Below are 22,359 nucleotides of genomic sequence, written 5' to 3'. Positions count from 1 at the left end.
TTATTTCTCCGCTTGAATGATATTTTGTAAGTTATTTTGACGTACCATCCATATTAAAATAGGCGCACCTAATAAGGCTAAAAGAATACTGACAGGGGCTTCGAAAGGTTGCACGACTGCACGTGCAATGATATCCGCGATCAGCAACAACAACATGCCAAATAGTCCGCTATAGATGAGTTGTTTCTGAATACTCTGAGCACCAATAGCTCGTGCAAAGTAAGGTGCAATCAAGCCTAAAAAGGCAATTGGACCTGTTAATGCAACGGCACTTCCAGTTAATAAAACCACAGCTAAAATGCAGAATGCATCAAGTAGTTTCGTATTTAAGCCTAAGCTATTCGCCAGTTGATCACCAACTAAACTAAGACCTAGAGGGCGTATTACCAATATAGCGATGATGAGTCCGATCGCCATTAAAATTAGTGCAAGACTGAGATATTGAATATCGACGCGATTGAGCGAACCCAAAACCCAAAAACGATAGTCATCTAAGCCATTTTGGAAACTCAGAAGAATGGCAGCCATAAAACCTTGGAATGTACTGGTGATCGCCAGTCCAGCCAAGACTAAACGTGTAAGTGAGCTTTGATCTGTCATTTGACGAGGGGTGATGGCAAAGACCAATAAGGCACTCACTAAAGCTCCAATCAGCGCCCCAAAAAATAGTCCGAAGGTATCCATTTGAAGAACAATGGCCAAAACAATGGCAAGAGATGCACCACTATTAATTCCGATTAATCCACTATCAGCCAAAGGGTTTTTAAGCAAATTCTGAAGGATGACACCTGAGATCGCTAAAGCTAATCCGACACTCACTGCCGCAATAGTACGTGGAATTCTAATTTCCAATAGGGGAGTGATTGGTTCTAAGGACCATTGACTTAGTGCCTGAAGAATAAGTTGCAAACTGTCTGTAAAGTAGGGCTGACCAGCGCCGTACGCGATCGATAAAACAGTGCAACATAAAATAATCAAGCTAAGCACGATTCCCATCAGCGGGAATCGGTCAAGTACAGTTGTAGCATTCGTCAGCATGTTAATTATGGAGATGCTTCAATACATCATCAATGGCATGACGAGCAGCATGTGGTCCACCTATGCCAGTCCACATAGATGCATCAACCACGAAATAATGCTTGTTTTTTGCAGCATTAAGACGTTGGAATTCTGGTAATTTTTCTAGTTCTGCCAGTTGCTTTTCCGCGTTGAGATGACTGCCAATGATGAGCCAGTTTGCATCAATTTGATCAAAACGTTCTCGACTGATTGGAGGCGTATGGCTTGCACCTGGTTGTTGCTGATGTTGAGGTCGTGTTAAGCCAATATCTTTTAAAACTTGGCTCGCAAATGAATCATTTAACATATACACAGGTCCATTGGCTGTCCAACGAATGACACTGACTGATCGACCTTGTTGAGTATGTAATTTCTGTTGAGCTTCTTGCGCATATTGATCGTACGCTTCTAGAGCTTTTTGGGCTTGTTGTTCTTTATTTAATAAACGAGCTACCTTTTTGAAACTGTCTTTCCATGGCTCGCCGCGTGCAAAACTGACTGCAGTTGGTGCAATTTGCTGCAATTGATTAATCATTTGTGTATCAATCATGCTTCCAGCAATAATTAAGTCAGGTTGTAACGTAAGAATTTGTTCCATGCTCGGTTGTCCAAAGTTACCGACGGAGGCGATCTGTTGTGTTTCATTTTTGAGGTAATCTGGAAAATTACTTTGACCTCGAACATAACTACTGCCTATAGGTTTTATTCCAAGCGCAATAGCACTATCCAAATCAAGTTCACTTAAAACCACAACACGTTGTGGCTGAACAGGAATCGTAACTTGACGACCTAAAGCATCTTCAATTTGTCGTGTCGTATTTATTTGAGATTCAACCGTCGCTTTACTGTCTCGTGAAGAAGGTTCATTCGACTGAGAGCATGCTGTGAAGAGAGTGACAGCACTCAACATAATTGCAATTTTATATTTCATATCTTTCTACATATTTCATTAAAATAATTCTATTCACTTATTCAACGGCATCCATCACTTGATGGCGTTCCTCATGATAAGCCTCTTCGTTGTGACCTTGCTTCCAATAAGGCACAGCATATAAATTGCTCTTGGGTAACTGGAAGTTTTGTCTCAGTATTTTACGAAGTTCAACCACCGTTGAATTTTCACCCGCCAGTGATACTGAAATATCTTTATTTTTCCAGTCTAAGTTTTGCAAAGAATGACGGATGTTATTATTCAATTCATGAGTGCCTTTGCACCAATGAAGCTTAATGTGTTCAGGTTTATTCAGATGTATTTGGTCTGAATCATCTTCAATTTCGATCCAAACTTCACCATGGGCGTCTTTTGGTAATTGTTCAAGAGAGGCAGCGATCATCGGGATTGCTGAAAGATCTCCAACAAAAATCCAATATTCTGCATCGATTTTAAAACGTGCTGGTCCTCCTGGACCAGCTAGACCTAATAAGTCCCCTGGACTCGCATGCTTCGCCCAATCAGCCGCTATACCAAAATCTTCATGTCTTACAAAATCGATGACTAAAAGTTGCTGTTCTTCATCGAAATCTCGAACAGTATATGTCCGCGTAATTGGTTTCTTTCCATTTGGCCACGTAATTTTGCCTAAAGAATTTCGAAACGGGAGGTCAGGTGCTTGTTGATCAGGGTTCGGAAAAAACAATTTGATGTGCGCACCACCATCACATTTTGCATAACCTGTGAAATCTTCACTTTTAAACCTAATACGCTGTAAATGAGTGGAAATTTGTTCTGTTGAATGGACAGAAATATGTCGAGCTAGAGGAGGAGATTGTGTCGTCATTATTTAATCTTCTGTACTTATCAATGGAGTGAAGATCGTCGATACAGTAATACGTGCGTCAGTCGACAGATTTGAATGGTTATTAATCTAAATCAAACAAATTAAATTTGCAAATGATAATCATTATATTTAATAATCTTTTTGTGCCAAAGTGTAATCACAAAATATGAAGGTTAAAATATTTTGTAAAACTTTGATTTTATAATGAAAATTAAATATATGCGGTTGTCTTATGCAAATCAATGAATCCCATGATCTATTAACTCGTGCACAACACAGTATGTGGAAAGGCCATCATTATCATGGCAGTTATCCTTTTCATACGGCGGAGTGGTTGGTTATTGAGGGACCATTAGATCGAGAGCTTTTTCAAAAAGCAGTTTATCTCACATTAAAGGAAGCTAAATCGCTTCATTGGCGAGCTTTAGTTCAGGGCGAACACGTCTATCGAGTAGATGATGTGACGATACGGAAACCTAGCTTCGTTGATTTATCTCAGCTTGATGAGGAGGAAATTTTAGCGTGGGCTGAAAAAGAAGTAGAACCAGCATTTAATTTAGAATCGGGTCATTTATATGACTATGTGTTTGCACACTTAGGTGAGCAAAGGTATGGATTATTTTTTAAAGCGCATCACGTTGCATTAGATGGCTACGCTTACGGACTGATGATTAGCCGATTTATTGATTATTATCAATCTCTCAAAAATGGTACTGAATTAAAAATTAAAGGGTTCGATCATTATGAAAAGTTTATTGCAGAAGAACAGCACTACCTTCACTCTGAAAAAGCTAAAAAAGATTTAGACTTTTGGAAGGCTAATTTTTCGTATGAGAAAGCCCCTAAGAAACGACTTAAACGAAAATTAAAAGAGCCATTTTCACAAGGGCCACGTTATGAAGAGGTAATTGATTGGCCTACACAGCTACAATTAAATGCATTAGCAACTGAATTAAAATTGCCCAGTGCTCTTATCGTCATGGCAGTGATGATGAGTTATTTAATAAAACAGTCTAAAGATCCTCAACAATGCTTTGGGGTACCTTTTATGTCTCGGTTGGGTACTTCATCTATGCGTATACCGTGCTTAGTCATGAATATCCTGCCATTAAGATTGGGCATTACTGGACAAGAAAACTTAAAAGAAATCATTTTATTATTAACAAAAAGATTTGCCGAAATTCGACCGCATCAGCAAAGCTATTTTGAGCAAATGCGATTTGTATTAGAAGATTTTGATCCCTATGAAAATATCTTGTTTGGACCTATTGTGAATTGGATTCCTTATCCTTTACCTGAACATTTCGAAGGGTGTAAGTTAACAAAAACAACCATATCCGCTGGCCCAATTGAAGACTTTGACACCGCGATTACCAATAAGTTTGTTAATGGTATTGAGCGTTTGTATCTCGCTGTTGACGGACATAAAGAACTTTATGATGTGCTGAGTCTCAAAGCTTATTGGTATGATTTTATGGAGATGATGAAAACTTGGTTAGCTCAACCAGAACTTGTTTTTGAACAACTTCAAATTCATAAACCACTGCCAGAATAGTCTGGCAGCTTATCCTTTGAATGGGCAATAGGGCTGTTACACGCCTAAAGTTGCTCCACCATCAACCACCAATTCGTGCATTGTGATTTGGCGTGCTTGATCTGAAAGTAAAAACATCACGGCATTGGCAATATCTTCAGCCTCAGCAATCTTTTGCAATGGAATACCATTTCGAAATTGTTCTAGATTTCCGTTGACAATGCTTGCAGGGGGGCGATCCTCAGTCCATAGTTGTTTTTGCATTTGTGTAAGGGTTGAGCCGGGTAAAACTAAGTTACAGCGAATATTGTGAGGCGCGAGTTCCAACGCGAGATTTTTAAAAAAATGGCTCACTGTAGCTTTGGTCGTTGCATACAGACCCATATTCATTCTTGGAATGAGGGCTGCATTTGAACTGATGCTCACAATTGCACCTTCTCTTTTCGGAATCATTTGATGAGCGACCCAACGACTAAGTTCGGCAGGGCCAATGAAATTTATCGACAAATTTTCATGCCATTGTTCAACAGATGTATTTAATAAAGATCCCATTTCTAAGACTCCTACAGCATTCACTAACCCCGTAATCGTGCCTTTAAAAAGTATAGAATTTTCAATGTGCTGAATAATCTCATTGGTCTTACGAATGTCACAGCTGATGTGGTCTAGATGGTTGAGTGATGCTTCAGGAATTATTTTAAAAAGTTCCCATTGATTGATGTCATCAATCCGATCAATTGCGATGACTTGATGATCCTTCTGCAATAGTTGACGACAAATTTCAGAACCAATTCCTCTGGCTGCACCCGTCACGATATATAAACCCATTTAAGTATCCTTTAATTTTATTAACAAAATGAAACGATAATCATTTTCAATTGGGAATAATAATTATTATATTGGTTGCGTTCAACTCCTAGAGGTTGTCCTTTTGTGAATGTTGAAAGTTTGATGCACGCAGTGCGAACAGATAATCGTGAGAACAAATATGTTGCCAATAGAACCGTCAGTTTTTCAAAATATGATAGGCATAAAAAAGGAAGAGTTAATTGAGGAAGATCAACCTGGCTTCGTGTTCGCAACGCCAACAGGGACCATTTCAAGTAAAAAGTTAATTGAACATATCGAATTTGATCGAGCTTCTCATTTAAATTTTAATCAGCAGCAAGCACAGTGGCTCGAACAAGCAAAATCTACACTACAAAAAAAAATCGAATTAACAGCGAATAAAGATCTTATTTTGGTCGGGAGCTTGCCTTTTGATCATCGAGATTTACCAGAAATCTCGATTGCGGAAGCAAAAAACACATTTGTAAATGAGCGCATTGATCAATCGGCTCAGTCTTCTCTTAATGATCAAGTGCAAGCGACTCTCATCCCAGCACAAGAGGAATACATTGCTGGTGTCGTTAAATTGGTTGAATTGATGAAGTCATCACCGCTAGAAAAAGCAGTATTGGCTCGGGCAATTGATCTTAAAACCCAACACAAAATTAATATTATTGATTTATTCTACCAGTTGTTGGCCTCTAATCCTGATGGCTACACATTTGCGTTGGCCCAAAACCCAAAACAATCTGGTTGGTTTATGGGGGCAAGTCCAGAGCTTCTCGTTGCGAAGCAAAATGAATATTTGTTTAGCCACCCAGTTGCAGGAACCTTAGCACGTCATACAGATCCCACACTGGATCAACAACGAGCTGAAAAATTGCTTGCTTCACAAAAAGATCAGCATGAACACGCCGTGGTCATCGAAGCCATTGCAGATCAACTGTCTCCCTTGTGTAAAACGCTGAATATCCCAAAAAAACCTTCACTGATTAAAACTGAGGCGGTTTGGCACTTGGCGACCAGAATTCAGGGAACGTTGAAAGATCCAGAGCAACATATCTTTGATGTGGTCTCAATTCTACATCCAACGCCAGCAGTCTGTGGACAACCAGCCCCTATGGCTCGCCAGCTGATTTCGGAACTAGAGCCTTTCAACCGTAACCTTTTTGCTGGAACCATGGGGTGGTGTGATGCCAGAGGGAATGGGGCTTGGGCAGTGAATGTACGTTGTGGGCGTATTTTCGACCATTATGCGCGCCTTTATGCGGGTGCAGGAATTGTTGAAGCTTCACAGCCGACCAGTGAACTGTCTGAAACCATCGTGAAATTTAAAACGATGTTAAATGCATTGGGTTTAGATTCTCAGCACTTAAATCATGGGGGAATAAAATGAATGCAAATGTAAATGACGAGTCTTTACTCTGGGATGGCATCGTGCCATATCCAGAAGAATTCGTAGAGCGGTACATTCAAAAGGGATATTGGAAAGGACAAACCATTTCTGAGTTTTTTCAAGAATCAGCCCAGAAATTTGCCAATCAGGTGGCATTGATTTGTGGTGATCGCCAGTATTCTTATCAAGAGCTGAATCAAAATATTGAACAATTTGCAGTCTTCTTGACCAAACAAGGCTATGGGTTAGCAGATGCTGTTGTGATTCAAATGCCAAATATAGCAGAGTTTTTTATTGCTTATTTTGCAGCTTTGCGGATAGGGATGCGACCAGTGATGAGTTTACCAGCACACCGTCATGCCGAAGTAAGTCATTTTATTCAGCAAACAGATGCCAAATTGTATATCTGTGCAGATAAGCATCTAGGCTTTGATTACAGATCCTTAGCGCAAGAGTGCCAACGCAGATGTCCGACTTTACAGCAAGTGATTGTCGTTGGTGATGCAGGCGATTTTGATCCTTGGCCGAATCTTGCATCGTTTAAAAATCATATGGTTTCAAAGCCCAAAATAACGGCTCGCCATGTGGCTTTTTTTCAACTTTCAGGGGGCAGTACTGGCACACCGAAACTTATACCAAGAACACATGATGACTATTTGTATAGTGTTCGTGCCAGTGCAAATATTTGTGAGCTTGATACAGCAAGCCGTATGCTTATGGTGCTTCCAGTCGCACATAATTTCAGTATGAGTTCGGCTGGTTCATTGGGTCTGTTTTATGCAGGTGGAACACTTGTTTTAGCGAAAGATCCTTCTCCCCAAACTGCATTTCCACTCATTGAATCGCACAATATCACGCATGTTGCTCTTGTCCCTGCATTAGCAGCAACATGGGCTGAAGCTGTTCAAAATGGCGCAACAAATATTTTTAAAAAATTAACAGCTTTACAGGTCGGTGGAGCAAGGTTGCCAGATGCTTTAGCTGAAAAATTGATTGATCAATACCAATGCCGATTACAACAAGTATTTGGTATGGCAGAAGGCTTGGTGAATTACACGCGTTACGATGATCCGAAAGAAGTCATTATAGGTACCCAAGGTTCCCGTATAAGTCCAGATGATGAAATTAAAATCGTCAATGAAGATGATCACGAGCTGCCGTTGGGTGAGGTGGGGCATCTTTTAACTCGCGGCCCTTATACCATTAGAGGGTATTATCGGGCTTCAGAACATAACCGAAGTGCTTTTACCTTAGATGGATTTTATCGCACTGGTGATTTAGTTCGATTAACGCCAGAAGGCAATATTATTGTTGAAGGGCGAAGTAAGGAACAAATTAATCGTGGCGGTGAAAAAATCGCGACGGAAGAAGTCGAACAGGTTTTAAATCAACACCAACAAATCATCTTGTCCGCCTTGGTTGCACAACCAGATCCAATGTTAGGAGAAAAAAGTTGTGCATTTATTCAATGGCGACCTAACAACCAAGATGCATCAGAAACAAGGCTGAAAATGCAAATTAGACAATTCATTCAAGCATACGGTCTGGCGACCTATAAGATCCCAGATCGCATCGAATTTATTGAAGAAATGCCTTATACGGCATTGGGCAAAATCGACAAGAAACAACTCAGAAAACGCCTTACCGAAGACACGATTTAACGAAGGAAATAAAATATGGCAATCCCACGTATTGCAAGTTATCCCATGCCATCTGCTCAAGATTTTCCAGTTAACAAAGTTGATTGGACTTTAGATGCGTCACGGTCGGTTTTATTGGTACATGATGTTCAGCAATATTTTTTAGATTTCTATGATCAAACCCAAGCGCCCATTCCGACATTAATCCGAAATTGTAAAGCTCTTATTGATCAGGCACATGCACTAGGAATTCCAGTGTATTACACCGCACAACCTGGAGATCAGACGCCAGAACATCGTCAACTATTAACGGATTTTTGGGGTAAAGGTTTGTCAGCTGATCCAGCATTGACCAAAATTATTGATCCACTTCAACCAAAAAATGAAGACACCGTGCTGACAAAATGGCGCTATAGCGCATTTAAAAAAAGTGATTTTGAGCAGCAAATCAAACAAGCCAATCGCGATCAATTAGTGATTTGTGGAGTATATGCCCATATTGGTTGCTTATTAACAGCTGCGGAAGCATTTATGCTGGATATTCAAGCGTTTATGGTGGGTGATGCCTTGGCGGATTTTAGCCGAGAAGAACATGATCTTGCACTAAAGTATGCGACTGGGCGCTGTGCAAAAGTCATGGATACTCAGACTGTGATTAACGCCTTAGGTCAGGGGCAATGATCATGAATGAATTAAGCATGCTTGAGTTAAAAAATATGGTCGCACATCAATTGAATTTACCTGTAGATGAAATTCAGCAGGAAGATAATTTATTTATGTTAGGACTTGATTCAGTCAGTCTTATGACGCTGGTTGGATTGCTACGTGAAAAAGGCTTTCAAATTGAATTTCAAGATCTGGTGGAGGAGCCAACGTTGAATGAATGGAGTGATCGTCTTAAATTGAATAGAGATTGATGTAAGACTAATGTGCATACCTTGAAAATCAACACATGCACAATCAACGGCCCTAGCCAAAGTACTTATAGCCAAAGGCCATTTTCGTTAAATTATTCGCTAACGTGAGTGGATCTTACATGCAATTAGAAAAATACTATTCTGATCAACAATGGAAAAAAATCCAAAATTTTGCCGAAACAAAGCAAAGCCCTTTTTTAGTTGTTGATTTAGATCAAGTGCAAACTCAATTTATTGAGTTGCAAAATAGCTTTCCAAAAGCCCATATTTATTATGCAGTGAAAGCAAATCCAGGTCGTGAAATTATTCATAAACTTGATCAACTTGGCTCATGTTTTGATGTTGCATCAATTTATGAGTTAGACAAAGCGCTTGAATGTGGAATTCATCCAGATCGTATTTCATACGGTAATACTATTAAAAAAGCTTCAGACGTTGAATACGCTTACCGAAAAGGAATCCGTTTATTTGTTACCGATGCGGAAGCAGATCTCGCCCAAATAGCCGAATTCGCACCGAACTCTAAAGTCTTTGTCAGGGCAATGGTAGAGTCGGGAGGTACAGCAGATTGGCCACTGTCACGTAAATTTGGATGCCATCCAGATATGGCGGTTGATTTAATGGTGAAAGCTAGACAATTGGGTTTAATACCCTTTGGCGTGTCATTCCATGTCGGTAGTCAGCAACGTGATGTCACTGTATGGCGTTCAGCTTTAACGATAGTGAAGCAAATATTTAATACCTTGAAAGACCAATACGATATCAGTTTACAATTAATCAATTTGGGTGGTGGTTTCCCAGCACATTACTTAGCTGATGTTGACAGTATTCAAAGTTATGCGCACGAGATTCAACGCTATCTTGATGAACACTTTGATGATCAGGTGATATTATTTTTGGAGCCCGGCAGATCGTTGGTGGGTAATGCTGGTGTGATTGTTTCAGAGATTGTTCTTATCGCCAATAAATCAGCACATGATGATAAACGATGGGTCTACACGGATGTGGGCGTCTTTAATGGACTAATTGAAACTTTAGGTGAAATGATCAAATATCCTATATACACACCTAAAATGCATTCAGCACATGAGCATTCAAGTGTTGTGCTTGCAGGGCCGACCTGTGATTCAACAGATATCATGTATGAAAAAGTGCCTTATCAGTTACCTAAAAACTTGAGCATTGGAGATCGACTCTATTGGTTAAGTACTGGAGCTTATACAACCTCTTATGCTTCGGTCGAATTTAATGGTTATCCACCTTTAAAAACGTTCTATTTAGATTGATTTTAGGAATGGTGCTATGTGGTTGGTAGTCAGTCGCTCAAGCTGCGAGCCACATAGCCTAACCCTCACAGAAGCGTTATCATAATGCTAAAATCTTGATGGGTAGGCTCATGAAAATCGTTGCAGATGAAAATCTCGCATTCACAGATTATTTCTTTTCAGAATTTGGCGATATTTATAATAAAGCTGGTCGTACCTTAAAGCATGAAGATGTGGTCGATGCTGAAGCCTTATTAGTACGTTCTGTGACAAAAGTGAATTCTGCGCTCATTCAAAATACTGCATTAACCTTTGTGGGTAGTGCAACGATCGGAACAGATCATTTGGACATTCCAGCAATTGAGCAACAAAATATCCAATGGTCAAATGCTGCAGGATGTAATGCCCAAGCTGTTTCTGAATATGTTATTACTGCGTTATTAGCTCTAAATCCTCATTTGCTAGATGCAGAACAAGATTTCACTTTAGCCATTATTGGGCTGGGTAATGTCGGTTCACGACTCGCACATATGGCGAAACTATTGGGATGGAACGTCATCGGGGTTGATCCTTTTGTACAAAGAGCAGATATTCAGCAAGTCACTTTAGATGAAGTTTTTTTAAAAGCAGATGCAATTTCTATCCATGTGCCATTAACCACTTCAGGGATGCATGCAACCCGACATATGTTTAATGCTGAGACCTTAAAAAAGCTTAAACCATCTACATTTTTAATTAATTCTGCCCGTGGTCCAGTCATTGAAGAACAGGCTTTGATTGCAGATATTCGAGCAACAGGTCGTAAAGTTGTACTAGATGTCTTTGAGCATGAACCAGTCATTACGGAAGAGTTACTGGATCTTGTGCAATTTGTGACACCTCATATTGCGGGGTATAGTCTTGAGGGTAAAGCGCGTGGTACCCAGATGATTTATGATGCTTTCTGTCAGCATTTCGGCCATCAACCTTCAAAACAGTTCGAAACCCAATTGCCTACATGTGAACAATATTTTAACAATAGGGATCTCAAGCACACGCTGAAAACTCAATTAAACCATATCTACGATATCTTTAGAGATGATCAGAACTTAAGAGCATGCCTCAAAGATGGGAAAGTAGATCAAGCCTCATTTGATCAATTACGTAAAACCTATCCATTACGCCGTGAATGGGCTGCTCATGGAGGGCCGAAAGCATGACTGACTCTCTGAGCTATCTACCAACTTGCGATTTTGCTGCCATGAAAGCCAGAGCGAAGATGTATCAACAGATTCGCCAATTTTTTTTAGAACGTGATGTTTTGGAAGTGGAAACTCCAATTTTGTCTCATGCTGGAGTAACCGATGTCCACTTGGCGTCAGTTGAGGCAAGCCGTCATGTGCATGGTCATTTGAAAAAGCACTATCTTCAAACTTCACCAGAATTTGCCATGAAACGCCTGTTGGCAGCAGGAGTAGGGCCAATTTATCAAATCTGTAAAGTTTTTCGCGATGATGAACATGGCCGTAAACATAACAGTGAATTTACCATGCTTGAGTGGTATAGACCTGATTTAAGTCTCAAAGACTTAATGTTTGAAGTTACTGATTTACTCAATGTCACTTTGGCACATCGTTTTGGCGAAGTGCGACCTACGATTTTAAGTTATAAACATGCATTTATAGATCGTTTAGATCTTAATCCACTTAAATCCACATTAAAGGAATTAAAGGATTGCTGTAATCGTGTTGGGTTAAATCTAGATCTGGGTGATGATCGTCTAGGATATATCGACCTGTTATTTTCGCATATGGTGGAACCGAGCTTAGGTTTTGATACGCCTGTATTTTTAACGGATTTTCCACCAGAACTTGCTTCTCTTGCAAAAACTCGAGTTGATGAAGATGGGGAATTCGTTGCAGCACGTTTTGAGCTTTACATTGAGGGCTTAGAGTTAGCAAATGCTTATGATGAGTTGATTGATGCAGATGTATTGCGTTCCCGTTTTGAAGCTGATAATGCTGAACGTAAAAAATTAGGCTTAGATGTTATGCCAATAGATGAAAATCTCTTAGCAGCATTGCCTAAAATGCCAGAATGCTCAGGTATCGCATTGGGGATCGATCGTTTATTGATGGTGGCAACAGAGAAAATGAAACTAGAGCAAGTGATTACATTTCCTGCTGATCGCTCATAAGATTTTTTATCCTCAGGATAACGGACGATCTTGAGGAGTTAATATTTTGACAAATGTTGTGCTATACGCTTTAAAACCGTGATTTAAATAAAACTGATGTGCAGGTAATCGTTCAGCACGATTACCACTACTGAGCACAATTTTTTGAATACTTTGTTGACTGGCTATATGTTCAACGTGAGCCAACAGTTTTTGACCAATCCCTTTATCGCGATGCGCCTGATCTACAATGAGTACTAGAATGCGAAAATACGGATCAGCACATTCCCATGATATTTCTTCAACAAAACCAATATATACGACAACTTTTCCATGATCGATAAATACTAGGGTTGTATAACGCTCCTGGGCTTGCAACCTCATTAAACGTTCTTTCATAACTTCTGTTTGAGTTGGGTATTCAATTCAGCGATCGCTGCAACATCATGGTTTAAATTTACAGGTTTAATCAGCATTGTCATGGCTATTGAAACATGATTTATAAGTATGAATTGAAGTATGTTTAAATAATTTAATCTTTCATGTATTTTGTTTAGATAAATTTAATATTTTAATATTGGATTTAATTAATCTTTCCAACGTGAAGATTTAAAACAATAATCATAGGCGACTATATGTCTTTTTCTATATTTTTATCTTTTGTAATTTATACAATTGTGACATCCATAACACCGGGACCTAACAATTTGATGGTCGCAACCTCAGGAGTGAACTTTGGACTCCGTGCGACTTATGGACACATTTTGGGTGTAGCAATCGGTTTTGGGGTCATGGTGATTTTGGTTGGTTTAGGAATTGGTACATTACTGAGTCAAAATCAATTGGTTTACGAAATTCTAAAGTTGATCGGTATTGCTTATCTAATCTACTTAGCCATTAATATTGCTCAATCAGGTTCAGTTGAATTAGATAAAACTCAAGCAAAACCCATTACTTTTTTGCAAGCTGCATTATTTCAATGGGTCAATCCAAAAGCTTGGATTATGGCAATGGGCGCGGTGACGACTTATTTAGCTGCAGGCAGTGAATTTTATTGGTATATCATTTTGGGTGTTGTGTTTGGGTTAGTCTGTATTCCATGCACGGGAGCTTGGGGAATACTCGGAGAAAAATTACAAACTTTGGTGCGTACGCCACAGCATCTAAAAATTTTCAATTACAGTATGGCGATATTATTAGTGGCTTCGATCATTAAGCCGATGATTGATTCTTTTAAATATTTTTAACAAGCATTCTTTTAAAATACGATTACCTCCTGAGCTTCAGGAGGTAAATATTATGCATTTACACTGGATTGATGTTTTTCTCGGTGCGTTGACAGAGCTTCGATTCTTTTTTGGATCAGCATTTCACCAATATCAGGGCCTTTGATCTCAGGCGGTAAATCAGATGCTTTAATTGAACGAACAATCTGTACTGCATCTAATACATATTTTGCTTGAGGATATTCACGGTCTTCAAGACCTAAGCGACCTTTGGCATCACATTCACATGCTTGTACAAAAGCCTCAACACGTTCAGGACGGCGTAATACATCTAAACGTTGTAATAGACGCCAAAGTGTTCCTGGTTTTAATGTAAACGCCTGATGGCATTTAAGATGTTCTTTGCACACCGCAATAGCCAATTGTTTGGTTTGGGTCGGAACTTTAAGACGTTCACATAAATCAGTCACGGGTTGAACACCACGTTCCTCATGCATGATATGGCGAGGTAACTCATCTTTAGGCGTGAGTGCTTTACCCAGATCATGCACTAATACTGCGAAGCGTACATCCATCGAATAGTCTGCTTTACAAGCTTGTTGTAATGACATCAAGGTATGAATACCACAGTCAATTTCAGGATGGTATTCAGGACGTTGTGGGACACCAAATAATGCTTCGATTTCTGGAAAGAGGATTTTTAGAGCATCACACTGGCGAAGGACTTCGAAGTAAATATCAGCATCACGTTCCATTAAGGCACGAGAAGTTTCTTTCCAAACACGTTCAGGCGTAAGCGCTTGCAATTCACCAGAATCAGCCAAATTTTTCATTAAGGCTATGGTTTCTTCAGCTACTTTAAAACCATACTGATGATAGCGAGCTGCAAAACGGGCAACACGCAATACTCGTAGTGGATCTTCTGCAAATGCATCAGAAACGTGACGTAAAATGCGTTGATTCAAATCTTGATAACCATGATAAGGGTCGAACAACTCACCCTCTTCATTCATGGCCATTGCATTGATGGTCAAATCACGACGAATTAAATCATCTTCAAGGGTCACCGATGGATCGGTAAAAAATTCAAAGCCATGATAACCATGCCCAGATTTACGCTCAGTACGAGCAAGGGCGTATTCATCTTTAGTTTCGGGATGTAGAAATACAGGAAAATCTTTACCAACAGGTTGAAAACCTTGGTTTAAAAGTTGTTCTGGTGTTGCACCGACAACGACATAATCTTTTTCGTGATAGGGGTGTCCGAGCAACTGATCTCGTACTGCGCCGCCTACTAAATAAACTTGCATAAAAAACCTCTATTCTTAGCACCATCATGCATCAGAATAGAGGTTTTCTCAAGTCACAAAACGTGCCCTAAATGAAGGATTAGAGCGCGTTTTTTTCCTCTTCTTGAATTTCTGCAACAGTTAATGCAGTCATATTCACAACACGGCGCGTAGTTGCTGTCGGTGTTAAGATATGAACTGGCTTAGCCGCACCTAATAAGATTGGACCAATTGTTACATTATTTCCTGAAGTTGACTTCAACAGGTTGAATGAAATATTTGCAGCATCTAAATTCGGCATAATCAATAGATTCGCAGAACCTTTGAAGCGCGAGTTCGGAAATGCAAAGCTACGGATATTTTCATCGAGCGCTGCATCGGCATGCATTTCACCTTCAACTTCAAGTTCAGGTGCGATTTCAGAAAGAATTTCATACACTTTACGCATTTTTTGAGCGCTAGGATCAGTCTGGTCAGAACCAAAACTTGAGTGCGACAACAATGCTACACGTGGAGTAATACCGAAACGACGGACTTCTTCTGCTGCTAATATAGTCATTTCAGCAAGCTGTTCAGCCGTAGGGTTACGATTGATGTATGTATCTGCAATGAACAAGTTGCGATCTTCGAGCATCAACGCATTTAAGGTAAAGAAAGTGTTATGACCTTCTTTTAAACCAATCACATTGCTCACGAAATCTAAATGAATATCGTAGCTAGAATACGTACCGCATAGCATACCATCTGCTAAGCCGTGGCGTACTAACATCGCTGCAATCAGGGTCGAACGACGACGTGATTCACGTTGTGCATACTCAGGTGTTACCCCTTTACGCATCATCAGATTATAGTAATCATCAGCAAACTTTTCGTAATCAGGATTTGTTTCTTGATCAACGATAGTGATATTCACACCATTTTCTAAACGTAAACCTAATTTCTTAATATTCGCTTCGATCACAGCAGTACGACCCACCAAGATCGGTTTTGCTAGGCCTTCGTCTACTGCAATTTGAACAGCACGAAGAACACGAAGATCTTCACCTTCCGCATAAGCAATACGTTTAGGATCAGTTTTCGCTTGAGCAAAAATTGGTTTCATCATAAATGCTGAGTTATAAACGAACTCAGAAAGACGCTGATGATACACAGAGAAATCTTGGATTGGACGAGTCGCTACACCAGAATCCATCGCAGCTTTTGCAACAGCAGGCGCAATTTCAAGAATCAAGCGTTGATCAAGTGGACGTGGAATTAGATAATCACGACCAAATGATGCAGACTTTTCACCATAAGATGCAGCGTCAGCTTCTACATGCGCCATACGAGCAATTGCGTGTACACATGCAATCTTCATTTCTTCGTTAATGGTTGTTGCACCTACATCAAGTGCACCACGGAAGATATATGGGAAGCAAAGCGCATTATTCACTTGGTTCGGATAGTCTGAACGACCCGTCGCCATGATCACATCATCACGAACTTCATGTGCATGCTCAGGCAGAATTTCAGGATCTGGGTTAGCAAGCGCGAAGATGATTGGATCCTTCGCCATGACTTTGACCATTTCTTTAGTCAAAATACCCGCAGCTGATAGACCAAGGAACATATCTGCACCAGCAATTACGTCGCCAAGCTGAGAACCTTCAATATCTTGAACATAGCGTTTTTTAGAGTCGTCTAAGCCTTCACGTTTAGTGGTGATCAAACCGCGAGAGTCAGCAACAATGATATTTTCTTTTTTAGCACCTAATGCACAAAGAAGATCTAGACATGACAATGCAGCTGCACCAGCACCTGATGCAATGATTTTGATGTCTTCAATCTTTTTGCCATTTAATTGCAAAGCATTTAAAAGTGCTGAGCCTACAATGATTGACGTACCGTGTTGATCATCATGAAAGACTGGAATATTCATGCGCTCACGAAGTTTCTGTTCAATATAGAAACATTCTGGAGCTTTGATATCTTCGAGGTTAATCCCCCCGAAAGTCGGTTCAAGAGCAGCAACGATATCTACGATTTTATCTGGATCGTTTTCTGCAATTTCGATATCGAAAACGTCAACGCCTGCAAACTTTTTAAACAGGACGCCTTTACCTTCCATCACTGGTTTTGAAGCGAGGGGACCAATATTACCCAAACCGAGTACTGCAGTACCATTACTGACGACTGCAACTAGGTTACCACGCGCAGTATACAGCGCTGCTTTAGAAGGGTCTTTTTCAATTTCCAAACATGGCACTGCAACACCTGGGGAATATGCTAATGCTAGATCATGTTGGTTGACGAGTTGCTTACTCGGAGTAACGCTGATTTTTCCTGGTGTTGGAAATTCGTGGTAGTAGAGTGCTTGCTGTTTTAAAGATTGATCGTCCATCTGAATCCCAGTAATTACAATATTCCAGCTTTGCTGGTTTTTGGTTATATCACTTGGAATATACCACTAGTTGCGCAGTGATCACAGTTAAAAGTCGAAATTTCATACATATTTGGGACTTTGGTCTTGAGATTAAGGTGTTTGTGATAATTGTGCTTCATTTTTTAAATATTGAGTGCTGTCAATTGCATTTAGGGGCTTTGAAAAATAATAGCCTTGGAAATAATCACAGCCCTGTTTTCTTAAGTATTCGATTTGTTCAAGGTCTTCTACACCTTCAGCAACCAATTTCATACCCATCGCTTTACCCATGGAAATAATCGCATCGACAATAGCATTATTTTTACGAGTTCCAATTTTTGAAATAAAGGCGCGATCAATCTTGAGCGTATCAATAGGATAATCTGCAAGATATGCAAGTGAAGAATAGCCTGTTCCAAAGTCATCTAAGGCGATTGAGAAGTTTTTATCCTTAATTTGGTCTAACAAATCAAAAACATGAGATGATTTATCTAACAATGATGACTCGGTAAGTTCAAACTCTATAAACTCGGGTTTGAGTGAGTATTTGAGCACGGCTTGATCAATAAAATTGAGAAATTCCCCACGATGGATCTGTTGCGCCACGACATTAATAGAAATTTGTAACTTATCAAATCCTAATTCATGCCATATTTTAAGTTGCTTACATGTCTGGAAAATAACAAATTTTCCGATATCTGAGATCAGACTAGTCATTTCAGCAATAGGTATAAAACGATCTGGCATGATGATGCCGTACTTTGGATGATTCCAGCGGATTAACGCTTCAAAGCCGCTCACTTGCATCGTTTTACTTTCTATCTTAGGTTGATAATAAATTTCTAAGTCCTGATTCTTTATAGCAAGTCGTAAATCTCTTTCGAGCTCAATGTCACTGCCAAAAATGGATTCAGGCTTGTTGTCATAATAATAGGCTGTGCTGCCTCCTAATTTTTTTGCTTCTGTTAAAGCGCTTTCCGCGTGACTATTTAAGCTACCAATTTGTCTACCATGATTGGGGTAAATTGCGATACCCAGTGAGACATGAATCATGTGTTCTTGCCCATCGATGATAAAGGGTATTTCAAAGGCCTCAAGGATCTGATCGACGACTTGTTGGATCGTGTAATGACTATGATTTAAGTTGTAAATCATAGCAAAGTCATCATTGTTTAAATATGAAATCAGAACAGCTTTAGAACAAGTATATTTCAGTCGACGGGATACTTCTTTGAGAACTTGATCTCCAGTTTGATGATTAATAAACTCATTAAAATGTCTAAATCGATCAATGTTGAGACGAATAATAGAAAAATGGCTCAGAATTTTAGATTTACTAATTAGATACTGGTGTAACTGTAAATTAAAATAAACACGGTTAGGTAAATCTGTAAGTAGATCGTAATTCTCTAAGTAGGCCATTCTTTCAAGATTTTGTTTCCGTTCAGTTAAATCTGAAATGATGCCTACATAATTTAAAACTCGATTTTTATCATCACGAACTGCATTAATATGCAGCCATAAGGTTAATATTTTTCCTGAAATAAATTCTTCTGTGACCTCAGCATCATATTGTCCAGTGAGTAACACCGTCTGAGTTATATCGGCGTGATGTTGGCTGAGTTGGGATGTGGAAGATTTGGTAATATCAAAGATGTGTTTTGTGATAATATCTTGTGGTGGGATGTTGACCAATTCACTAAAATAAGGATTAACTTCTAAAAAACACAAGTTATTGTCTAAAACAAAAACCCCTTGGGCCACTTGATTAAATACATTCGAAGCTAATTTCAATTTTTCTTGTGCTTTTTTTTCACTTTCAATGTCTTGGAAAATACCCACCATTTTAAGAGGTTTATTATTTTTAGGATCACGTGTAATAACTCGACCAATATCTTTAATCCAGAACCACTGATCTTTTACTTTAGTTCTATAATGTGCTTCAAAACGTTCAGTATTTCCTCTTAAATGTCTACGGAGCTCTTTACGATAATTTTCTTGATCTTCTGGGTGAATAAACCCGTTAATTTGATCAGTGGCACTTTGGTAGTGTAAAACCTGATTACCATATTTAATGCCTGAGATTTCAATGGTTCTTTTCTCAATATTCCATAGCCAAGATGAAATTCCAGCAGTTTCATGCGCAAAATCGAGGTTAGCTTGATGGTGCTGTAGTCGATCGTTGATCTTATTAATATCGTAGGTTCGTTCAATTACTTTTTGTTCAAGTAATTGATTATGCATTTGTAATTGGTTTTCAATTTCTTTGGATTTTTCAATCTCATTTTTTAGCTTTTCTTGGAGAAGTGATGACTCCATAAGATGTTTTCTAGATTCAGATAAATAGAATTTATTGTGACTATTTAATATTCCAAGACGGCGGTACATCTTATGGGTAAGGAGAGCGCAAATAAGTAATACACCAAACCAAATATTAAAGATTAAACTAAAAACATCAGGAGTATTATCTAAAAAAAGGAAATTGGAGAGGACTATGGTCGAAGCTGAAGGCAAAAAAACATAAAGGAAGTATCGTAAACGCTGTGATAGAAATAAAATAGCAAAAGTATAAACAATAGATAACATTAACCCAGCTAAAGTCAACATATGTATATCTTTGACTTCTGGATTATGTTCGGGGATAAGCTGTAATACGGTATAAATACCTATAGCTAGACCAGCTCCAGTAATTAAGCAAACCAATTGTGCCCACATGTCTAAGTTAAAAATACTAATTTGATTAGATTTATTAAAAAAGAGGGTAAAGCAAAAACAGATTAAAAGAATGGTGGTGAATATAATGAGCCAAATGGTATAGGGTATTGAAAAGCTTTTGAAATAAAAGAAGTAAATAAGTTGATTATAGATACAGGCAAAGAGCACCCACGCTAAAAAAAAATGCAAATTAGAAGTCGCACTTTTGATCTGGCTATCGAGTACAGAGTTGGAAACATGCTCTCCCTGAACTTCACTCATAACTGGCAATACCTTAATTTTCTTTCTACTTTATTTGTATTATTTTTGAGTACGAACTTAAAAATATAAATTTAGCGCGACAACTCTTTTCTCATTAAAGTACTGTCTAATTGGAGGAAAATCAATTCTATTGTGAGTTAAATCACGGAATTTTGAGAAAATATTTATTAAAATTTGTAATTTAAGATCGATAAAGCAACCACTGGTGCAGTTTCTGTACGTAAAACACGTTCACCAATACACCAATTGATAAATCCATGCTGATTTGCAGATTGGATTTCAGCTTCACTTAATCCACCTTCTGGACCAATGAGTAGCGCTATATTTGAGGAGGCATCATTTAACACGTCGACCTCATCTTTATTGGGGGCTAAGACTAATTTCGTTTCAGGGAGTGTGCTATTTAACCATTGTGCCAAAGGGAGTGGAGCTAATATTTTTGGAACAATATTCATTCCACACTGCTCGCAAGCAGCAATTGCTACACCTTGCCAATGATCAAGCTTTTTCTGATCACGGTCGTATTTTAAACGCATTTCACAACGTTCAGAAGTGAGAAGTTGAATTTCAGATACGCCTAACTCAACCGCTTTTTGAATAGCATAATCCATGCGATCACCTTTACTTATTACTTGACCAAGTAAGGCATTAAAGTTTGGTATGCGATTGGTTGGGTTAAATTCTTGAACTAGAACCGAGGCTGTTTTTTTATTGGCTTCAATTAACTCAACTTGATATTCGCCACCTTGACCATTAAACAAGGTCGCTTTTTCACCGACTTGTGCACGTAAAACTTTGACCCAATGATGAAATACAGTTTCAGTCAGTTCAACTGTTGTATTTACATTAAGGTCTGCTTCAATAAAAAAACGAGGCATGTGCATTACTCTAAAATCGGTAAAATAAAAACTTCTTTTATCTTCAGTCCCTACATCAAATAAGTTGAACCTAAGCTGTCGATAAAAGAAGTCAGGAAACTTATGCCAGAGCGAGGTCTTTTACAAGTTGACGAGTTGGATCAGTGGTGTTCATCGTATAGAAGTGTAAGCTTGGTGCGCCACCAGCAATAAGCCGTTCACATAGCTTTACAATCACTTCATGACCAAAGGCTTTGATTGATGCAGTATCATCACCATAGGCTGCCAGTTGCTTACGAATCCAACGAGGGATTTCAGCACCTGTACCATCTGCAAAGCGAATTAAGTTGCTTGCATTGGTAATTGGCATAATGCCAGGTGCCACAGGAATATTCACACCTTCTTTTTGAATGCGTTCTACAAAGTAGAAATAGGCATCTGGATTAAAGAAGAATTGAGTTAAGGCTGCATTTGCACCTGCATTGGCTTTCTCACAAAAGCGTTGAATGTCTAAATCAAAGCTATCTGCTTGTGGGTGCATTTCAGGGTAAGCTGCAACTTCAATCTGGAAGTGGTCACCCGAATGTTCACGGATAAAGCGTACTAAATCCTGAGCATACGGTAATTCACCTAAGCCAACTTGACCGGAAGGTAAGTCACCACGTAGTGCAACGATACGGTCAATCCCTTGAGATTTGTATAAATCTAAAAGTTCAGCGATCCGTTCTTTGCTATCACCAATACAAGAGAGGTGAGGAGCAACAGGCGTACCTTTACCATTAAAATCAGCTAAAGTCGAAAGTGTACGTTCACGTGTAGAACCACCTGCACCATAAGTCACAGAGAAAAACTCTGGATTAAGCAACTGAAGTTCTTGGTGAACAACTTTAAGTTTTTCCGCGCCAGCATCAGTTTTGGTTGGGAAAAACTCAAAAGAAATCGGAATCTGTTTAGACATGTTCAAATCCTATTTTTATAAATACTTATATGTTTTACCCTCTTCCTAGCCTTCTCCCTGAGCCATATATGGCGTAAGAG

The 22,359-nt window shown here is 39.1% G+C and carries 19 protein-coding genes; 9 read left to right on the top strand and 10 right to left on the bottom strand.

The features are described 5' to 3' along the window. The 3 genes from FTV17_RS05255 to FTV17_RS05245 are packed head-to-tail and all read right to left on the bottom strand — an operon-like array spanning position 1 to position 2,837. A complete protein-coding gene (locus FTV17_RS05255) occupies positions 1-1,038 on the bottom strand; it encodes an iron ABC transporter permease (protein WP_179998465.1) in 1,038 nt (345 codons plus the stop codon). 1 nt (position 1,039) lies between these two features. Further along, positions 1,040-1,990 carry an ABC transporter substrate-binding protein gene (locus FTV17_RS05250; RefSeq protein ID WP_179998464.1) on the bottom strand — a complete coding sequence of 317 codons (951 nt, stop codon included), beginning with the start codon at positions 1,988-1,990 and terminating at the stop codon, positions 1,040-1,042. Positions 1,991-2,027: 37 nt separating this feature from the next. Then, the gene (locus FTV17_RS05245; protein ID WP_179998463.1) at positions 2,028-2,837 is read right to left on the bottom strand and encodes a siderophore-interacting protein; all 810 of its coding nucleotides are present in this window, start codon (positions 2,835-2,837) and stop codon (positions 2,028-2,030) included. Between the two features lie 232 nt (positions 2,838-3,069). Here FTV17_RS05245 and FTV17_RS05240 point away from each other — a divergent pair, with 232 nt between their 5' ends. Beyond that, the gene (locus tag FTV17_RS05240) at positions 3,070-4,392 is read left to right on the top strand and encodes a condensation domain-containing protein (protein WP_179998462.1); all 1,323 of its coding nucleotides are present in this window, start codon (positions 3,070-3,072) and stop codon (positions 4,390-4,392) included. A gap of 36 nt (positions 4,393-4,428) precedes the next feature. On the opposite strand, the gene FTV17_RS05235 is transcribed toward FTV17_RS05240, so the two are convergent. Further along, the gene (locus tag FTV17_RS05235) at positions 4,429-5,199 is read right to left on the bottom strand and encodes an SDR family oxidoreductase (protein ID WP_179998461.1); all 771 of its coding nucleotides are present in this window, start codon (positions 5,197-5,199) and stop codon (positions 4,429-4,431) included. 160 nt (positions 5,200-5,359) lie between these two features. On the opposite strand from FTV17_RS05235, the gene FTV17_RS05230 reads away from it, so the two are divergent. The 7 genes from FTV17_RS05230 (at position 5,360) to epmA (ending at position 12,593) form a co-directional block, all read left to right on the top strand. Then, positions 5,360-6,595: an isochorismate synthase MenF gene (locus tag FTV17_RS05230; protein ID WP_179998460.1), complete on the top strand. Its 1,236-nt coding sequence runs from the start codon at positions 5,360-5,362 to the stop codon at positions 6,593-6,595. Continuing rightward, positions 6,592-8,256 (top strand): (2,3-dihydroxybenzoyl)adenylate synthase, encoded by a 1,665-nt coding sequence (locus FTV17_RS05225; RefSeq protein WP_179998459.1) that lies wholly within the window; start codon positions 6,592-6,594, stop codon positions 8,254-8,256. Before FTV17_RS05230 ends, FTV17_RS05225 begins: the two co-directional genes overlap by 4 nt. A 15-nt stretch (positions 8,257-8,271) precedes the next feature. Beyond that, positions 8,272-8,916, top strand: a complete 645-nt coding sequence (locus FTV17_RS05220) for an isochorismatase family protein (protein WP_179998458.1) — start codon at positions 8,272-8,274, stop codon at positions 8,914-8,916. Positions 8,917-8,918: 2 nt separating this feature from the next. Further along, the gene (locus FTV17_RS05215) at positions 8,919-9,152 is read left to right on the top strand and encodes a phosphopantetheine-binding protein (RefSeq protein WP_228133240.1); all 234 of its coding nucleotides are present in this window, start codon (positions 8,919-8,921) and stop codon (positions 9,150-9,152) included. Between the two features lie 119 nt (positions 9,153-9,271). Beyond that, the gene (locus tag FTV17_RS05210; protein WP_179998457.1) at positions 9,272-10,438 is read left to right on the top strand and encodes a type III PLP-dependent enzyme; all 1,167 of its coding nucleotides are present in this window, start codon (positions 9,272-9,274) and stop codon (positions 10,436-10,438) included. 110 nt (positions 10,439-10,548) lie between these two features. Continuing rightward, positions 10,549-11,616, top strand: a complete 1,068-nt coding sequence (locus FTV17_RS05205) for a 4-phosphoerythronate dehydrogenase (protein WP_179998456.1) — start codon at positions 10,549-10,551, stop codon at positions 11,614-11,616. Continuing rightward, entirely contained in the window at positions 11,613-12,593 is a 981-nt protein-coding gene (gene epmA / locus FTV17_RS05200; protein WP_179998455.1) for an EF-P lysine aminoacylase EpmA, read from the top strand. The genes FTV17_RS05205 and epmA overlap by 4 nt, the downstream gene beginning before the upstream one ends. Positions 12,594-12,605: 12 nt before the next feature. On the opposite strand, the gene FTV17_RS05195 is transcribed toward epmA, so the two are convergent. Beyond that, positions 12,606-12,971, bottom strand: coding sequence for a GNAT family N-acetyltransferase (locus tag FTV17_RS05195; RefSeq protein ID WP_179998454.1), 366 nt, complete (start codon positions 12,969-12,971; stop codon positions 12,606-12,608). Positions 12,972-13,207: 236 nt separating this feature from the next. Between FTV17_RS05195 and FTV17_RS05190 the strand changes: the two genes are divergently transcribed. Further along, entirely contained in the window at positions 13,208-13,819 is a 612-nt protein-coding gene (locus FTV17_RS05190) for a LysE family translocator (protein ID WP_179998453.1), read from the top strand. A gap of 50 nt (positions 13,820-13,869) precedes the next feature. On the opposite strand, the gene FTV17_RS05185 is transcribed toward FTV17_RS05190, so the two are convergent. From FTV17_RS05185 to metF, 5 genes are all read right to left on the bottom strand, one after another. Beyond that, entirely contained in the window at positions 13,870-15,108 is a 1,239-nt protein-coding gene (locus FTV17_RS05185) for a multifunctional CCA addition/repair protein (RefSeq protein ID WP_179998452.1), read from the bottom strand. A 79-nt stretch (positions 15,109-15,187) separates the two neighbouring features. Next, positions 15,188-17,467, bottom strand: coding sequence for an NADP-dependent malic enzyme (locus tag FTV17_RS05180; RefSeq protein ID WP_179998451.1), 2,280 nt, complete (start codon positions 17,465-17,467; stop codon positions 15,188-15,190). Between the two features lie 132 nt (positions 17,468-17,599). Then, on the bottom strand, positions 17,600-20,464 hold the full coding sequence (locus FTV17_RS05175) for an EAL domain-containing protein (protein WP_179998450.1): 2,865 nt from the start codon (positions 20,462-20,464) through the stop codon (positions 17,600-17,602). Positions 20,465-20,631: 167 nt separating this feature from the next. After that, the gene (locus FTV17_RS05170) at positions 20,632-21,342 is read right to left on the bottom strand and encodes a 16S rRNA (uracil(1498)-N(3))-methyltransferase (RefSeq protein ID WP_179998449.1); all 711 of its coding nucleotides are present in this window, start codon (positions 21,340-21,342) and stop codon (positions 20,632-20,634) included. 100 nt (positions 21,343-21,442) lie between these two features. Then, positions 21,443-22,279, bottom strand: coding sequence for a methylenetetrahydrofolate reductase [NAD(P)H] (metF, locus tag FTV17_RS05165; RefSeq protein WP_179998448.1), 837 nt, complete (start codon positions 22,277-22,279; stop codon positions 21,443-21,445). Between the last annotated feature and the right edge of the window lie 80 nt (positions 22,280-22,359).

Origin of the sequence: Acinetobacter sp. YH12239 (genome assembly GCF_013417635.1) — a bacterium.
GTDB lineage: Bacteria > Pseudomonadota > Gammaproteobacteria > Pseudomonadales > Moraxellaceae > Acinetobacter.
The sequence above is the reverse complement of the archived record's forward strand: the minus strand, read 5'-3'. Positions and strand labels throughout refer to the sequence as shown.

Coding starts and splice junctions, on each gene's coding strand:
- FTV17_RS05215 (WP_228133240.1), top strand. CDS start 8,919: ATGAATGAATTAAGCATGCTTGAGTTAAAAAATATGGTCGCACATCAA.
- FTV17_RS05190 (WP_179998453.1), top strand. CDS start 13,208: ATGTCTTTTTCTATATTTTTATCTTTTGTAATTTATACAATTGTGACA.
- FTV17_RS05225 (WP_179998459.1), top strand. CDS start 6,592: ATGAATGCAAATGTAAATGACGAGTCTTTACTCTGGGATGGCATCGTG.
- FTV17_RS05185 (WP_179998452.1), bottom strand. CDS start 15,108: ATGCAAGTTTATTTAGTAGGCGGCGCAGTACGAGATCAGTTGCTCGGA.
- metF (WP_179998448.1), bottom strand. CDS start 22,279: ATGTCTAAACAGATTCCGATTTCTTTTGAGTTTTTCCCAACCAAAACT.
- FTV17_RS05205 (WP_179998456.1), top strand. CDS start 10,549: ATGAAAATCGTTGCAGATGAAAATCTCGCATTCACAGATTATTTCTTT.
- epmA (WP_179998455.1), top strand. CDS start 11,613: ATGACTGACTCTCTGAGCTATCTACCAACTTGCGATTTTGCTGCCATG.
- FTV17_RS05255 (WP_179998465.1), bottom strand. CDS start 1,038: ATGCTGACGAATGCTACAACTGTACTTGACCGATTCCCGCTGATGGGA.
- FTV17_RS05235 (WP_179998461.1), bottom strand. CDS start 5,199: ATGGGTTTATATATCGTGACGGGTGCAGCCAGAGGAATTGGTTCTGAA.
- FTV17_RS05240 (WP_179998462.1), top strand. CDS start 3,070: ATGCAAATCAATGAATCCCATGATCTATTAACTCGTGCACAACACAGT.
- FTV17_RS05175 (WP_179998450.1), bottom strand. CDS start 20,464: ATGAGTGAAGTTCAGGGAGAGCATGTTTCCAACTCTGTACTCGATAGC.
- FTV17_RS05210 (WP_179998457.1), top strand. CDS start 9,272: ATGCAATTAGAAAAATACTATTCTGATCAACAATGGAAAAAAATCCAA.
- FTV17_RS05220 (WP_179998458.1), top strand. CDS start 8,272: ATGGCAATCCCACGTATTGCAAGTTATCCCATGCCATCTGCTCAAGAT.
- FTV17_RS05245 (WP_179998463.1), bottom strand. CDS start 2,837: ATGACGACACAATCTCCTCCTCTAGCTCGACATATTTCTGTCCATTCA.
- FTV17_RS05230 (WP_179998460.1), top strand. CDS start 5,360: ATGTTGCCAATAGAACCGTCAGTTTTTCAAAATATGATAGGCATAAAA.
- FTV17_RS05170 (WP_179998449.1), bottom strand. CDS start 21,342: ATGCCTCGTTTTTTTATTGAAGCAGACCTTAATGTAAATACAACAGTT.
- FTV17_RS05195 (WP_179998454.1), bottom strand. CDS start 12,971: ATGAAAGAACGTTTAATGAGGTTGCAAGCCCAGGAGCGTTATACAACC.
- FTV17_RS05180 (WP_179998451.1), bottom strand. CDS start 17,467: ATGGACGATCAATCTTTAAAACAGCAAGCACTCTACTACCACGAATTT.
- FTV17_RS05250 (WP_179998464.1), bottom strand. CDS start 1,990: ATGAAATATAAAATTGCAATTATGTTGAGTGCTGTCACTCTCTTCACA.